Genomic DNA, 13,265 nt, shown 5'->3' with positions numbered 1-13,265 from the left:
ACTCAATAAGACACCAACATGGCCGATCCGTCGTCACCGAACTTGGGTTCCACACCGAGAATTGGCGCTGCGCGGGCAATGATGTTCTTCACCATCGGTGCAGCAGTATACGCGGCGATGTTCTGACCTTTCTCGCCATTGTGCGGTTCATCGCAGAACGTCAGCACGACATACTTCGGATCCTCGATCGGAAATGCGGCGAGGAACGCATTGAAGTTGAGGTTCGTCGCATAGCGGCCATTGACCACCTTGTCAGCCGTGCCAGTCTTGCCGCCGACGTTGAAGCCGGGGACGTCAGCATTGCGGCCGGAGCCCTTGATGCCGTTCAGCTTGAAGAGATAACGCACGTCGTCGCTGGTCGACTTCTTGACAACCACTTCAGCAACCTCGTCCGCCTGTTCCCGATTGCGCGGCAGGAAGGTTGGCTCGATGAGCTTGCCGCCGTTAACGAGCGCCGCGCCGGCAACCGCCGTCTGCAGTGGCGTCGTGGAAACGCCGTGGCCGAAGGAAATCGTGATCGAGTTGATCTTCTTCCAAACCTTCGGTTGGCTCGGCATCTTCACTTCCGGCAGTTCGGTCTGCATCTTGGTCAAAAGGCCGAGCTTCGTAAGATAATCCTTCTGAGCATCCATCCCGACAATGTCGATGATGCGAGCTGTGCCGACGTTCGACGAATACTGGAACACCTCAGGCAGCGTCAGCCAACGGCGCTGGCCGTGGAAGTCGTGAATGGTGAAGCCGCCGATGCGGATCGGCTGCGTCGCATCGAAGCTGTCGTTCAGGCTGACCTTGCCCGTGTCGAGCGCCATGGCAAGCGAGAACGTCTTGAAGGTCGAGCCCATTTCGAACGTGCCGTTCGACATGCGGTTCAGCCAGCCCTCCTTGGCGCCCTCCAGCGGGTTGTTCGGATCGAAATCCGGGGCCGATGCCATTCCGAGCACTTCGCCGGTATGAATATCGAGGATGACAGCGCCGGCGCCCTTGGCCTCGTAGTTCTTGACCGCGTTGACGACGACATCGCGCACGATGTTCTGGACGCGGACGTCAATCGACAGGCGAACGGGCTCCAGCGGCTGGTCGCTTGTCATGCCGACGGAGGCGAGGTCGGCAAGGCCCTGATCGTCAATGTATTTTTCCATGCCGGCAACGCCGCGGTTGTCGATGTTGACGTAACCGAGAATGTGCGCTGCGGTGGCGCCACCCGGATAAAAGCGGCGCTTCTCAGGGCGGAAGCCGATGCCCGGAATGCCGAGCGCAAGGATCTGGCTCTGTTGCTTCGGCGTCAGCTGGCGACGCAGCCAGGCGAAGTGGGACGTGCGGTTCGCGAGCTTCTTGTAAGTCCCCTTCATGTCGAGGTCGGGCATAACGGTGGCGAGTTTCTCGACCGCCTCGTCGGGATCGACAACCTTGTTCGGCTCGGCAAACAGCGAGACGGTGCGGATATCGGTCGCCAGCACCTCGCCGTTTCGGTCCAGGATATCCGGGCGCGACGCCATCAGACGATCAGGCGGCAGGATACTGGACACGACATCGGGGTCGCGGACTGCGTATTCGACGAGACGCCCGCCGATCACGCAATAAACAGCAACGAAGCCGACGATCAGGAGCCCGACGCGGCTCTTGGCCTGTCCCGCCCTCTTTTTTCGCGATCCCTCGATCGGCCTATTGCCGCCGAGGCGGTTGTGCGTGCCGGCGGAGAAATGCGCCTGGCTCTTCAAGACCATGATGCGTGAAAGAAACGACATCTCTACTCCACCGATCCGGTTGCCATCATGTCTTCTTCTTCGGGTTCAGGCGCCACCGCCTTTGGCTTCGCCTTGGCACCGGCCTTCGCTTCGGTAATGTCGGGAACCGGAACTTGCGACTTCAGCATCGGCAGTTCCTTGGCATGAACCAGCGACGTGGAAGCCGTCGGCTGCAGCTGAAGCTCACCATTGTAGTTGTTGACGAGCCGCTCGAGCCTGTTCGGCTGGGACAACAGAGCCCAATCGGCCTTCAACAGATCGATGGTATCCTTCTCGAGCTTGATCTCCGCTTCAAGGCGATGAACTTCCTCGAGCTTGAGCTCGGCATGGTGCTTGATCGTATAGGTGACAGCAGCAGCTGCTGTCATGACACCGACGAGGATGAGGTCCAAGGTTCTCAGCATATCAGGCTCCGAGCTTTCCGAGACTCGCCAGATTCGGCAGCCCGAAGATGGAAATATCCGCCGCTTCAGCGGGTGCGGCAGTGCGCAGCCCTGCCCGCAGCTTGGCAGATCGCGCCCGCGGGTTTGCCTGCGCCTCCGCCTCGGTCGCAGCAACCATGGGTTTGCCGATCCGCTCGAAGGTCGCCGCACGCTCGTGCGCGACGGGCAGATGACGCGAGCCCGAAGCCTTGCCGGCGCGATCAGAGAAGAAGGTCTTGACGATCCGATCTTCGAGCGAATGGAAGGTAACCACAACGAGACGCCCGCCGGGCTTCAGCACGCGCTCGGCGGCAAACAGCGCCCGCGCCAGCTCGCCAAGTTCGTCGTTGACGAAAACCCGCAACGCCTGGAAGACCCGGGTCGCCGGATGAATCTTGTCCTTCATTTTACGTGGGGTAACGAGCTCGATCAGACCAGCCAGATCGCGCGTCGTCTCGAACGGCTTTTCAGCCCGCCGCTTTTCAATCGCATGCGCGATGCGCGGCGACTGATTTTCCTCTCCGAGAAAATGAAAGATGCGGATCAGATCAGCCACCTTGGCACGATTGACCACATCGGCCGCCGAAACGCCAGCCGCCGACATCCGCATGTCCAGCGGACCATTCTTCTGGAACGAGAAGCCGCGCTCGGCCTCATCGATCTGCATTGAGGACACGCCGATATCGAGCACGACTCCATCCAGCCCGCCCGATGGAGCAGCATCGGCCAATTGAGAAAACCGCGAATGAACGAGCTTCAAGCGGCCTTGGCTTTCAGCGACAAGGGCCTGACCGGCTTCGATGGCGGTCGGATCGCGATCCAGGGCGATCACATTGGCGCCAGCACCCAGAATGGCAGAAGTATAGCCGCCCGCACCGAAGGTGCCATCGAGAATGATCTTGCCGGGCAACGGCTCGAGCGCGGCAAGCACCTCATTGAGAAGAACCGGAATGTGGCGAACCGGTCCGCCACCGGCATCAGTTGAATCTCCGCCAGGATTCGCCGCCATTCCGTTCCCTCGTATTTTTAGGAACGCCTGCCCGCCAGCCGACGCCCTCCTCGTGCCTGCACCTGAGCAGCCTGAAATGCCTGCGGCTGCCACAGCTGAAAATGATCCGCCCGACCAACGAAGGTCACTTCGTCCGAGATACCGGTGAAGTCGCGGATGAAATCCGTGACCATCAGCCGGCCTTCCGCATCGAGCTTCATGAAGATACCGCCCCCGTGGATGAGAAGCGACATCTCGTTCGCGTCCGGCGAAAACGGATCTTCCGCAGAGATTTGACGCTCGAACCTCTCCAGGAGATCCGGACCGCCGACACTGATCGCCGGAAACACAAAGTCCTGGAAGCAATAGAGCTCCTGAACATTGCGCTGCGCCAACACGGATCGAAACGCCGCCGGCACGGAAACCCTGCCCTTGGAATCGATTCTGTTGGTCGCATTTGAAAGGAAGCGGCTCATGACACGAAACATCCGTTCCCGAAAGAGCCCGGACTGAACTCAAAAGCCCGGAACCCTGAAATTCAGGCACAGCTTCGCGAGCCGAATGGGCAAGACCCCATCCGGAGCTTCCGGAACAGAAGACACCTTGGCTTTGCGATTGGTGGGCACCTACTTGCCCTTGCGCAGTGCATGAATGGGATAACATGGGACCATATGGGCGTCAATGGGAAACGCCCGTCTCACGATGAGCGCCGTATCGAAAATTTATAAGCTGTTAAGTTTAACAAAGGGTTAGTTCCGCACTTACCGATGCCGCGAACCAGCCCTGCCAGCACGCGCCCGAAGGCGACCGATGGCTCAGATCGGCACAACCAAATATGCAATTTCCAACAAAGGCTTAAGGCTTGCTCTTCAACAGTGGCAGGCGTCGATCCAAGGCGCCCCATGAAAAGGTATGCAGCCGCTATCCCCTTTGAAGTAAGCGACCAAGCTATTCGGATATTGCCATGTGCAAAATAATAAGGAGGCGGAGAATTGAATCGGTTCAGCGCTGCCGCATATTAATGAAGGCTAAATAAGTAACCGTGGAGTAATAGTATGACAAACTTCACATTAAAGGGACTTCTTTACGGGCGCTTTGAACCGGAAAAGCGTATTCCACTGTCGCAGTCAGGCATGACGACCGACATCCAATGCGATTCCTGCGGCAAGATATTCAAGCGCTGGTCCATTCTCGCGCGCAGCAGCACCACCTGCGATGAATGCCTGGCAAAGGCACCGACCGCCCACTAGCAATCGACGACATCAACAAGACGCGTCTTAGCAAAGGTAGTTCGCCAGTTGGCCTGTAAGCCGGGTTCTGTATGGCCCCGGCCGAAGCCGGAACGTGGCAGCCATTCCTCTGGGACAGCGTTCGCACGCTGCCTCACGCAACCCACCCGGATGACTGACCTGGAAACCAGCCGGAAGGCTTTCGCCTCCCACGTCATCCCTATTCGGTCTTGCTCCCGGTGGGGTTTACCTTGCCATCGCCGTTACCGGAGATGCGGTGGGCTCTTACCCCACCCTTTCACCCTTACCTGCCGAGGCAGGCGGTTTGCTTTCTGTGGCACTTTCCCTGAGGTCGCCCTCGCCGGACGTTATCCGGCACCGTGTTTCCGTGGAGCCCGGACTTTCCTCACCCTACCGCCTTTCGGCATTGGTAAAGCGCGGCTGCCCGGCCAACTGGCATGGCTCCCTTAGCGGAGACGCGAAGCGAATGCCACTGAAATATCTTCGAGCTCTGCGCGTACTCGCAACGGGCGCCCCTCCCCGACCGGAGCGTGCCTAGCGGAAGACCGGCGTCAGCTCCCTGCCGAAGTCCTCGGCGCCGAGCCAGCCTTGCGTCATGACGACCGCGCCCAGTCGGCCGAGCTCATCCGATGATTTCGCGGCAACGAAATTGCCACCGGCCAGAACCGCAATTCGTGGAGAATCCGTATAGCCCACATAGGGATAGGCTGTTGCCGTGAAGGTTGCCACACACGGCGCCGAGGTTGTTGCGCAACCCGCCAATGCGGGCATGTGCTGCAGGGCCGTTGACACCAGCAGGTCGCGCTCCGCCAGATCGCCATCGGAGCGAAACCATGTTCCGACATCCTCAAGCGTCTCGAATGAGCGCGTTTCCAACTCGCCGCCGAGTTTGAGATAGAACTTGCCGTCGGGATAGCACACCGGCGGAAGGATGTAGACATGGTCCTCGTCGCGGTCGCCGAAGATAATGGCTGAAGGCATTTCGGAAAAAACTGCCATCTCCCGGGCGCCAAGTTCGAAGAATGCCACGGTGCGCGCCGCGATCCTGACATCGATAGCAGCAGGGAGAAGACCGTTGAAATTGCTGAAACCGCCGGCAGCGACCAGCACCCGCTCGGCGGTATAGCGCTTGCCGCCGGCATGAACCTCCACGAACGTACCCTCATCGCGAACAGAGGCAACAGTCGCATCGATAACCGTCACGCCCGCCTGCTCGGCAAGCTTGGCTTGCGCTCGAACCAAAGCGCGCGGGTTGATGTGGCCCGCGCGTTTAGCTTCGAAATAACCATTGAACGACGGGTTGAGATCAAACGGAGGAAAGCGGTCCCGCAACGCCGTCGGCGTCAGCGTTTCGACGTCGAGACCGAGCGTTTCGCTGACCTGCAGCGCCCGTCCGAGATATCGCTCCCCCGGTTGGGCAGGTGGTCCGGCAAAGAGGCAACCCGCTTCCGTGAAAAAGGAAATGCCGCTCTTCGCTCCGATTTCGTGGTAGCGGTCGAGCGAGCGTGCCGCCAGCGTCGCCCAAACGGCATTGTCGTCGAAGGTCCGCGTGATGCGGGCCTCGTCGTAGTGGCTGGCAAAGACGCCATGATGGCTCTTGCGCTCGACTGGCTCACTGGGGCCGATGAGCGCAACACCCTCGATCATCCCGGAGAGATGGCGGGCCGCAGCCGCGCCCATCATTCCGCGCCCGACGATGATCACCTTGAAATCAACTGCCATGTATCACCTCATTTCGGAGGCCAGATAACACAGGCACTATGTTGAATCATATTCTTAAGTGCCCGGTCGAAGTAATTATCAGACAGGCAGTTTCAGGTGATCAGTCGAGCATCGCCAGGACCTTACCGCAATAGGCCTTGGAGACCGGGTTCATGCGGGTTGCGCCATGGCCGGCATTGTACTTCAGGATCGTGTCGCAGGTCTCACCACCGCCGAGTTCATGTGCAGCGGCCAGGTATTTCATGCCGAACCTGATGTTCGTCTCGGGATCGAACAACCCCTTGCTCGTCCCCGAGTAACCCATCATCCTTGCTGTCGCCGGCTTGATCTGCATGAGACCGATTTCACCGGCACTACCGCGTGCGTTCGGATTGAAATTGCTCTCGACGCGAACGACGGCCTGAGCGAGCTCGGCAGGAACGTTATATTGCTTTGCGTACTTGATAATGAGAGCCGAATATTTGTTGGCCGTGAAGTCCGGCATTGCATAGCCGCTAGTCCGATCAACAGTCTTCAAAGGAACCGTCTGTGCCCTTGCGCCCCATTCACCCGCGAAAGCGCAATTCATACCCATCAACAGTGCGCTTGCGCACACCGCAGCAGAAATAATCCTATTCATTCAGTCTAATTACTCCGACCCAAAGAATTTCTGGACCGCGTTTCAAATAACGATCCAGTTTTATGCGGCAGATATTTATTAGAGATACTGCAGCAATTCTTTTTGTTTCAATTGACGACCGCCAAGAACCCCAAACAACACAAGCGGCGCCGTTCGACGTTTGGCGTTAGACCATCGCAATGAGGAGATAATAGGGAAATGATGTGGCGAGCCGACGAACTCTCAGAATCCCGGTAAATTGGCGCGACTCAAAAGTACTACTTATGCGGAGTAGCGTGGAAGCGACGCCAGCAGACGGTGCAGGGTGTCTATCGTCGAAAAGTCCGCAATTCCGTCGATTCGGGCGGGCCGAAAATGACGCTGGAAGGCCTCGACCTCGCCTGCCATCTTGGCCGAGAATTCGCCAGTGATCTCAGTCGCATAGCCGTAGAGCGACAGCATCGACTGCAGGGCTTCGACCGGCTGGCCGCGGTCGCCGCGTTGGAAAAATCTTCCACCGGAGATCGGTGCGGGCTCGACCCAGTGGCCGATACCGGCCCTGGAGAGCTCCGCCCAGGGAAATTTTTCCCCCGGATCGACCTTCCGAATCGGTGCAACGTCGGAATGTCCAAGCACCCTTTCAGGGGCAATTGACCAACGTTGGCCGCAATCTCGACACAATTCGATCACGGCTTGGATTTGTTCTTGGGGATACTCTGGAAGGCCGCCGGGATGACCGGCATTGGCGATCTCGATCCCTATTGACAACGAGTTGATATCGGTCTCGCCCTGCCAGTAACTTTTGCCAGCATGCCAGGCACGGCGCTCCTCGGGCACGAGCTGCAGAACCTCGCCGTCTTCCTGGACAAAGTAGTGGCTGGAGACCTGGCTTTCGTCGCGACAGAGCCACTTCAGCGCTCCGTCGGGCGTTGGCATACCTGTATAGTGAAGAAGGATCATATCTGGCTTGCGTCCATCCGCACGCTCGCCGTGATTGGGCGAAGGGCGAACAATTGCCTTCCGGTAGTCGGCCTCGAACGAGGTCATGCTGCGCGGCGTTCCTTCTCGATCGCCTCGTAGGCGGCATTCAGCGCCGCCATGCGCTCATTGGCAATGGCATGGAACTCGGCCGGCACACCACGGGAAATCAGCCGATCCGGATGATGCTCGCTGACAAGACCATGGTAACGGCGACGGATCGTGGTGAAATCATCGGAGGGAGAAACACCGAGCACCTTATAGGGATCACGTCCCACGGAGACATGGCGCGCGGCGATCCTTTCGAAATGCTCGTCATTCATATGGAAGATCTGGCCGACGTGCCGCAGGAACGCCAATTCCTTCTCATGAATGAGCCCGTCAGCCTTGGCGATATGAAAGAGACCGTCCAGTACCTCTTCCAGTACCGGGCAATTGGCGGCGCATGTCACGCACAGGGACGACAAGCGCTCCGCATAGGCCTCATAGCCGGCCACGTCCTGGCGCGCCAGATTATAAAGACGCGCAACGTTCTTCGCCTGCTCGGGCGGGAATTCGAAGATCTCGCGGAAGGCGTCAACCTCCTTCTCACTGACGATCCCGTCCGCTTTGGCCATTTTTGCCGACAGAGCAATGATCGCGACTGAGAAAGCCACCTTGCGGCGGGTCTCCGGATCGCCTTCGAAAACTGTCCGGATAGCCTCGACCACCGCCGAAAGGACGTTGCCCGCGGTGTTGCCAATGGCATTCAGCAGTTTTTCCCAGAAGGACATAAGAGTCTCTCGCAGTGCAAATAAGATTAGACACCTTGACCAAATAAAGCCTGCGTTTGCAAGGCGACGATTGGTCATAGGAGCGAATACTGCTTTCACAATTCGGTAATTGTCGCTCCGGCATCCAAGCATACGCCGTATTCGCACGGCGTCATATGACACCAAGGGATAGGCTGTTAACGCATCAGAGAAGCATGCAGTTGTACAGTCGGCTCCACGCGCTCGGGAATTTCCACAAGCCATCTGAACAGCTATCCTTGGCTTGAAACGATTATATCCGCGCTTCCATCTACCTTCGCCGTCAGGGGCGCGATTTTCACAATAACAACACTTTACATGGCCCTTTCCCTGCCGCATCCATGCGTTAGGTAAGCAGACGCGCTTGCACCGATACGAGACACAATGGAGGGATCATGGCCAAACAGAAAGTCGCATTGCTCACGGCCGGAGGCCTGGCGCCCTGTCTCTCCTCCGCAGTCGGCGGATTGATCGAACGCTACAGCGACGTTGCGCCCGACATCGAGCTCGTCGCCTATCGTTCCGGTTACCAGGGCGTACTCCTCGGCGACAGCATCAAGATCACGGCAGACATGCGGGAGAAGGCTTCGCTTCTGCATCGCTACGGCGGGTCGCCGATCGGCAACAGCCGCGTCAAGCTCACCAATGCAGCCGATTGCGTGAAGCGCGGTCTCGTCAAGGAAGGCGAAAACCCGCTGCGTGTGGCGGCCGAGCGGCTTGCCAACGATGGCGTCACCATTCTTCACACGATCGGCGGCGACGACACGAACACTACCGCTGCCGATCTTGCGGCATATCTGGCGGCCAACGGCTACAATCTGACGGTCGTCGGACTGCCGAAGACGGTCGACAACGACGTCGTCCCGATCCGCCAGTCGCTTGGCGCATGGACAGCCGCCGAAGTCGGCGCACACTTCTTCGACAACGTCAGCAACGAGCAGACCGCGGCACCGCGCACACTGATCATCCACGAAGTCATGGGGCGCCACTGCGGCTGGCTGACGGCGGCAACTGCTCGGGCCTATCTGCAGCGGACGAAGAACTATGAATATGTCGATGGGCTGATGACGAACGCCAGGATGAAAAGCATCGACGCCGTCTACCTGCCCGAACTGGCATTCGATCTCGATGCGGAAGCGGCCCGGTTGAAGGAAGTCATGGACCGCACCGGTCATGCGACCGTGTTCGTTTCGGAAGGCGCCTGCCTTGACGCCATCGTCGCCGAGCGCGAGGCCGCGGGCGAGACCATCAAGCGCGACGCCTTCGGCCACGTGAAGATCGACACGATCAATGTCGGCGGCTGGTTCCAGAAACAGTTCGCAGGCCTCATCGATGCCGAGCGCTCGCTCGTGCAGAAATCGGGTTACTTCGCACGTTCGGCCCCCGCAAACGGCGATGACCTTCGTCTGATTCAGAGCATGACCGACCTTGCCGTCGAAAGCGCCCTGAACAAGGTCTCCGGTGTCACAGGTCACGATGAAGCGGAGAATGGTAAGCTCCGGACAATCGAGTTCCCGCGTATCAAGGGTGGCAAGGCCTTCGACACCTCCACCGAGTGGTTCGGCGAAGTCATGGACACGATCGGGCAGAAATACAGCGCGGCATGATTGACTGAGGGTTAATATGGTGTCTTTGCTTTCCCTTAGGGAATAGGAGGAGATTCCATGTCGCTCGAAGCCTGGCTCGCTTTTGCCGCTGCGTCTGCAATCATGCTGGCGATACCGGGGCCGACGATCCTTCTCGTTGTTTCCTATGCGCTGGGCCATGGGCGCAAGACGGCGCTCGCGACGGTAACCGGCGTCGCGCTCGGCGACTTTACCGCGATGACTGCATCCCTTTTCGGACTGGGGGCCGTGCTTGCGGCCTCCGCGACCCTATTTACGGTGCTGAAATGGATCGGCGGCGCGTACCTGATCTGGCTCGGGATCAAGCTTTGGCGCGCACCCGTGATGTCCGAACCGATGGCGGACAATGACAACCTGCCCGAAAAGAAATCGATCAGGGTTTTCCTGCACGCCTATGTCGTCACGGCGCTCAATCCGAAGAGCATCGTGTTCTTCGTCGCCTTCGTTCCGCAGTTCCTGAATCCCGCTTTGCCGTTCTTCGGCCAGATGCTCATCATGGAAGCCACGTTCCTGGTCCTCGCAACCATCAATGCCTCGACCTATGCACTGGCAGCAAACGCGGCTCGCGGGCTTATTCGCAAGGCAAGCATCCAGCGTGCGGTTAACCGCACCGGCGGCACTCTGCTCATTGCCGCAGGCGCCGTAACAGCCGGTTATAGGCGGATAGCCGCGTAAATATTTCCAGCGGGTTGCAGCAACGCAACGAATACGTTAATTGCGGATTCCAGGCTTAAGGTTTTTGGTAACTTCTAACGCTGCCGGGGCGGCGCGTTCACGAAAGTGAGAGTATGGTAGCGATCGGTTTTTCCGGCCTGAAACGCAGTCTCATCGTTTCGACGATGCTCTGCGGCGTCGTTGCCGGATGCACGAGCGTCGAATACACGTCGGTGGAAGAACTGACCGCAATCCAGACCGTTGTTCCGACACCAAAGCCCGGCGAAGACGCCACGCTTGCAGCCGTGCCGGCCGGCGACGGAGCGGCCCAGACGGCGATGATCACCACCGCCGACCAGGCGACAACGGCCCTCGCGGCACCCGCCATGCCGGCAACCGATCCTTCTCAGTTGAGCGGTCAGGCCGGGGCGACGACGGCAACGGGTTACGCGCAGATTCCGCTCACGCCTGAAATGACAGCGATTCAGTCCGTTGTACCGATCCCGCGCCCGGGCACCCCTTCCCCGTCGACTCAACTCGCCTTTGCCGCAACACCTCAGGCTGGAAGCAGCGCGATTGCAGCTCTTTCCGCTATCGATACGACGCCGCACCCGATGATGGATTACGGTTTCGACACCTCAGGTCCCTCGGATCCACCGGCCGCACCGCCGATGTTCAGCGACAGCGACGACGATGGCGCGCCGACGGTTGAGAAAAGCGCAATCACCAAGATCATCGACAAATATTCGAAGCTCTACCAGGTGCCCGCCTCGCTGCTTCACCGCGTCGTGCATCGCGAGAGCCGCTACAATTCCAAGGCCTATAACAAGCGCGGCTATTTCGGCCTGATGCAGATCAAGTACAACACGGCCAAGTCCATGGGCTACGAAGGTGAGCCCGCTGGCCTCTTTGATGCCGAAACGAACATCAAATACGCCGCCAAGTATCTTCGCGGCGCTTGGCTCGTCTCTGACAGCAGCGAAGACGATGCTGTCCGCCTCTATGCCCGTGGCTATTACTACGAAGCCAAGCGCAAGGGCATGGACGACGTCGCCCAGGGCAACTACTGATCACTGCCGGGCAGCGCGGCTAGGATCTCTTTGACCAGCATCTGCGGCTTGTAGCGAAGCCAGCTTGGCGTCAATCCGAGCCTGACGACGACAAGCTTCGCGGACGGCACGATCGCAATGCTCTGCCCATCGTGCCCCTCCATCCAGAACGTATCTTCGGGAAGACCGGCAACGGCGCTGGTGTCACCGCCCGGCGCGGCGAGCCAGGCCTGCGCCTGGGTATATTTGCCGCCCGAGGCCACGGTCGGCGTCCTCATCGCTGCCATGAACCGTTCCGGCAACAGCCTCTGGCCGTTCCAGACGCCGTCCTGAAGAAGGAACTGGCCGAAACGCGCCCAATCCCGCGCTGTGGCGTAAAGATAGGAACTGCCGGCGAAGGTGCCCCGTGCGTCGACCTCCAAGACAGCACTCGACATGCCGATCGGGTCGAACAGCGCCGTCTTGGGATAGGCAAGCGCCGCCTGCATGTTGCCAATCCTGTTCATCCATATCTTTGAGATCAGCACCGACGAACCGCTTGAATAGCTGAAACGCTGGCCCGGGCTTGCCTCCAATGGCAGACTTGCTGGCAGCGCCGTCATATCCGCATCGAGATAGAGCATCCGTGTGACATCGGCGACCGTGCCGTAGCTCTCGTTGAACACCAGGCCGCTCTCCATGCCGAGCAGATCACTCAGCTTGATCGCCGAATGGTCGCCCCCCTTCCACTGCGGCAGAAGGCCAGCCTCATCGAACGCGATTTTGTTGTCGAGCATCAGCCGCCCGACGATGGCTGCATTCACGGTCTTCGTCATCGACCAGCCTGTGAGCGGCATCATCGGACCGAATCCATCACTATAGCGCTCCGCGATGATGCGGCCGTTGCGAACCACGACAACCGCGCGCATTGCAGGACCGATCAGCTCGGCATCTGAAAGCAGTGCATCGACACGGCTGTCATTGGCCTTCGCGACGGCATTTCCCTCCGGCCATGGGGCCTCATTTTGCGGCTCCGGAGTCACCGGAACCTCGGGCACGGCGCGCGCCGCGGCCTCGAAGTCACCATCCGGCACGCTGCTGCAGCCGAGTGCGCCGCGATAGATCGCATGGCCCGGCGCGAAGAGCCCGAGGATACGAGCGGTAACCCGCTTGTCCTGCCTGTCGACAGTGACGCGTACCAGTCGTAGCAACGGATTTCCCGGCGCCTGAACGTCCTCGTAAAGCACCTGTTCGGGGTCACGCCCTGCCAGGAATACGTTCGAGCAAACGATCTTGGCTGCGTAACCATCACCGACTCGCAGCAATTCAGGTGGCCGCGCATAAAGCCAAGCCGCGCTCATAGCGACGATCGCGACCAGCAAAAGAGCGAGTGGCCTCACGACACGCAGCACAAATCGCATATGCGATCCTCCTTGCCCACAAGAGAAGCAGGAAAGCCGGCAG

13 protein-coding genes and 1 other RNA gene are annotated in these 13,265 nt (G+C 59.3%); 4 read left to right on the top strand and 10 right to left on the bottom strand.

The genetic code is table 11. From position 1 onward, the window contains the following. Positions 1 to 2 precede the first annotated feature (2 nt). The 4 genes from C934_RS0119550 to mraZ are packed head-to-tail and all read right to left on the bottom strand — an operon-like array spanning position 3 to position 3,631. A complete protein-coding gene (locus tag C934_RS0119550) occupies positions 3 to 1,745 on the bottom strand; it encodes a peptidoglycan D,D-transpeptidase FtsI family protein (protein WP_018858318.1) in 1,743 nt (580 codons plus the stop codon). Positions 1,746 to 1,747: 2 nt separating this feature from the next. Beyond that, on the bottom strand, positions 1,748 to 2,149 hold the full coding sequence (gene ftsL, locus C934_RS0119545) for a cell division protein FtsL (protein ID WP_018858317.1): 402 nt from the start codon (positions 2,147 to 2,149) through the stop codon (positions 1,748 to 1,750). 1 nt (position 2,150) lies between these two features. Beyond that, a complete protein-coding gene (rsmH, locus tag C934_RS0119540) occupies positions 2,151 to 3,176 on the bottom strand; it encodes a 16S rRNA (cytosine(1402)-N(4))-methyltransferase RsmH (RefSeq protein ID WP_018858316.1) in 1,026 nt (341 codons plus the stop codon). A 17-nt stretch (positions 3,177 to 3,193) separates the two neighbouring features. Further along, on the bottom strand, positions 3,194 to 3,631 hold the full coding sequence (gene mraZ / locus C934_RS0119535) for a division/cell wall cluster transcriptional repressor MraZ (protein ID WP_025659370.1): 438 nt from the start codon (positions 3,629 to 3,631) through the stop codon (positions 3,194 to 3,196). A gap of 579 nt (positions 3,632 to 4,210) precedes the next feature. Here mraZ and C934_RS0119530 point away from each other — a divergent pair. Next, a complete protein-coding gene (locus tag C934_RS0119530) occupies positions 4,211 to 4,405 on the top strand; it encodes a hypothetical protein (protein ID WP_018858314.1) in 195 nt (64 codons plus the stop codon). Positions 4,406 to 4,445: 40 nt separating this feature from the next. Here the strand turns inward: C934_RS0119530 and rnpB are convergent. The 5 genes from rnpB to C934_RS0119510 form a co-directional block, all read right to left on the bottom strand. Continuing rightward, positions 4,446 to 4,841, bottom strand: an RNA gene (gene rnpB / locus C934_RS33265) — RNase P RNA component class A. Positions 4,842 to 4,939: 98 nt separating this feature from the next. Continuing rightward, the gene (locus C934_RS0119525) at positions 4,940 to 6,127 is read right to left on the bottom strand and encodes an FAD-dependent oxidoreductase (RefSeq protein WP_018858313.1); all 1,188 of its coding nucleotides are present in this window, start codon (positions 6,125 to 6,127) and stop codon (positions 4,940 to 4,942) included. A gap of 100 nt (positions 6,128 to 6,227) precedes the next feature. Further along, positions 6,228 to 6,746, bottom strand: a complete 519-nt coding sequence (locus C934_RS0119520; RefSeq protein ID WP_026371940.1) for a lytic transglycosylase domain-containing protein — start codon at positions 6,744 to 6,746, stop codon at positions 6,228 to 6,230. A gap of 261 nt (positions 6,747 to 7,007) precedes the next feature. Beyond that, positions 7,008 to 7,772, bottom strand: coding sequence for an N-acetylmuramoyl-L-alanine amidase (locus tag C934_RS0119515; RefSeq protein WP_018858311.1), 765 nt, complete (start codon positions 7,770 to 7,772; stop codon positions 7,008 to 7,010). Beyond that, the gene (locus tag C934_RS0119510; RefSeq protein WP_018858310.1) at positions 7,769 to 8,476 is read right to left on the bottom strand and encodes a J domain-containing protein; all 708 of its coding nucleotides are present in this window, start codon (positions 8,474 to 8,476) and stop codon (positions 7,769 to 7,771) included. The genes C934_RS0119515 and C934_RS0119510 overlap by 4 nt, the downstream gene beginning before the upstream one ends. Before the next feature lie 413 nt (positions 8,477 to 8,889). On the opposite strand from C934_RS0119510, the gene C934_RS0119505 reads away from it, so the two are divergent. From C934_RS0119505 to C934_RS0119495, 3 genes are all read left to right on the top strand, one after another. Then, positions 8,890 to 10,101 (top strand): pyrophosphate--fructose-6-phosphate 1-phosphotransferase, encoded by a 1,212-nt coding sequence (locus C934_RS0119505; protein WP_018858309.1) that lies wholly within the window; start codon positions 8,890 to 8,892, stop codon positions 10,099 to 10,101. 57 nt (positions 10,102 to 10,158) lie between these two features. Beyond that, positions 10,159 to 10,794 (top strand): LysE family translocator, encoded by a 636-nt coding sequence (locus tag C934_RS0119500; protein ID WP_018858308.1) that lies wholly within the window; start codon positions 10,159 to 10,161, stop codon positions 10,792 to 10,794. Between the two features lie 113 nt (positions 10,795 to 10,907). Then, on the top strand, positions 10,908 to 11,843 hold the full coding sequence (locus tag C934_RS0119495; RefSeq protein WP_018858307.1) for a lytic transglycosylase domain-containing protein: 936 nt from the start codon (positions 10,908 to 10,910) through the stop codon (positions 11,841 to 11,843). On the opposite strand, the gene C934_RS0119490 is transcribed toward C934_RS0119495, so the two are convergent. Continuing rightward, the gene (locus C934_RS0119490) at positions 11,837 to 13,222 is read right to left on the bottom strand and encodes a serine hydrolase domain-containing protein (protein WP_018858306.1); all 1,386 of its coding nucleotides are present in this window, start codon (positions 13,220 to 13,222) and stop codon (positions 11,837 to 11,839) included. The genes C934_RS0119495 and C934_RS0119490 overlap by 7 nt on opposite strands. Positions 13,223 to 13,265 lie beyond the last annotated feature (43 nt).

It is taken from the genome of Rhizobium sp. 42MFCr.1 (genome assembly GCF_000377185.1).
GTDB classification, from domain to species: domain Bacteria; phylum Pseudomonadota; class Alphaproteobacteria; order Rhizobiales; family Rhizobiaceae; genus Rhizobium; species Rhizobium altiplani.
The sequence above is the reverse complement of the archived record's forward strand: the minus strand, read 5'-3'. Positions and strand labels throughout refer to the sequence as shown.

What these genes read in the sequence shown, in the direction of transcription:
- C934_RS0119525 (WP_018858313.1), bottom strand. Translation starts at nt 6,127, where the DNA reads ATGGCAGTTGATTTCAAGGTGATCATCGTCGGGCGCGGAATGATGGGC.
- C934_RS0119515 (WP_018858311.1), bottom strand. Translation starts at nt 7,772, where the DNA reads ATGACCTCGTTCGAGGCCGACTACCGGAAGGCAATTGTTCGCCCTTCG.
- C934_RS0119490 (WP_018858306.1), bottom strand. Translation starts at nt 13,222, where the DNA reads ATGCGATTTGTGCTGCGTGTCGTGAGGCCACTCGCTCTTTTGCTGGTC.
- C934_RS0119520 (WP_026371940.1), bottom strand. Translation starts at nt 6,746, where the DNA reads ATGAATAGGATTATTTCTGCTGCGGTGTGCGCAAGCGCACTGTTGATG.
- C934_RS0119495 (WP_018858307.1), top strand. Translation starts at nt 10,908, where the DNA reads ATGGTAGCGATCGGTTTTTCCGGCCTGAAACGCAGTCTCATCGTTTCG.
- C934_RS0119530 (WP_018858314.1), top strand. Translation starts at nt 4,211, where the DNA reads ATGACAAACTTCACATTAAAGGGACTTCTTTACGGGCGCTTTGAACCG.
- C934_RS0119510 (WP_018858310.1), bottom strand. Translation starts at nt 8,476, where the DNA reads ATGTCCTTCTGGGAAAAACTGCTGAATGCCATTGGCAACACCGCGGGC.
- C934_RS0119550 (WP_018858318.1), bottom strand. Translation starts at nt 1,745, where the DNA reads ATGTCGTTTCTTTCACGCATCATGGTCTTGAAGAGCCAGGCGCATTTC.
- C934_RS0119505 (WP_018858309.1), top strand. Translation starts at nt 8,890, where the DNA reads ATGGCCAAACAGAAAGTCGCATTGCTCACGGCCGGAGGCCTGGCGCCC.
- mraZ (WP_025659370.1), bottom strand. Translation starts at nt 3,631, where the DNA reads ATGAGCCGCTTCCTTTCAAATGCGACCAACAGAATCGATTCCAAGGGC.
- rsmH (WP_018858316.1), bottom strand. Translation starts at nt 3,176, where the DNA reads ATGGCGGCGAATCCTGGCGGAGATTCAACTGATGCCGGTGGCGGACCG.
- ftsL (WP_018858317.1), bottom strand. Translation starts at nt 2,149, where the DNA reads ATGCTGAGAACCTTGGACCTCATCCTCGTCGGTGTCATGACAGCAGCT.
- C934_RS0119500 (WP_018858308.1), top strand. Translation starts at nt 10,159, where the DNA reads ATGTCGCTCGAAGCCTGGCTCGCTTTTGCCGCTGCGTCTGCAATCATG.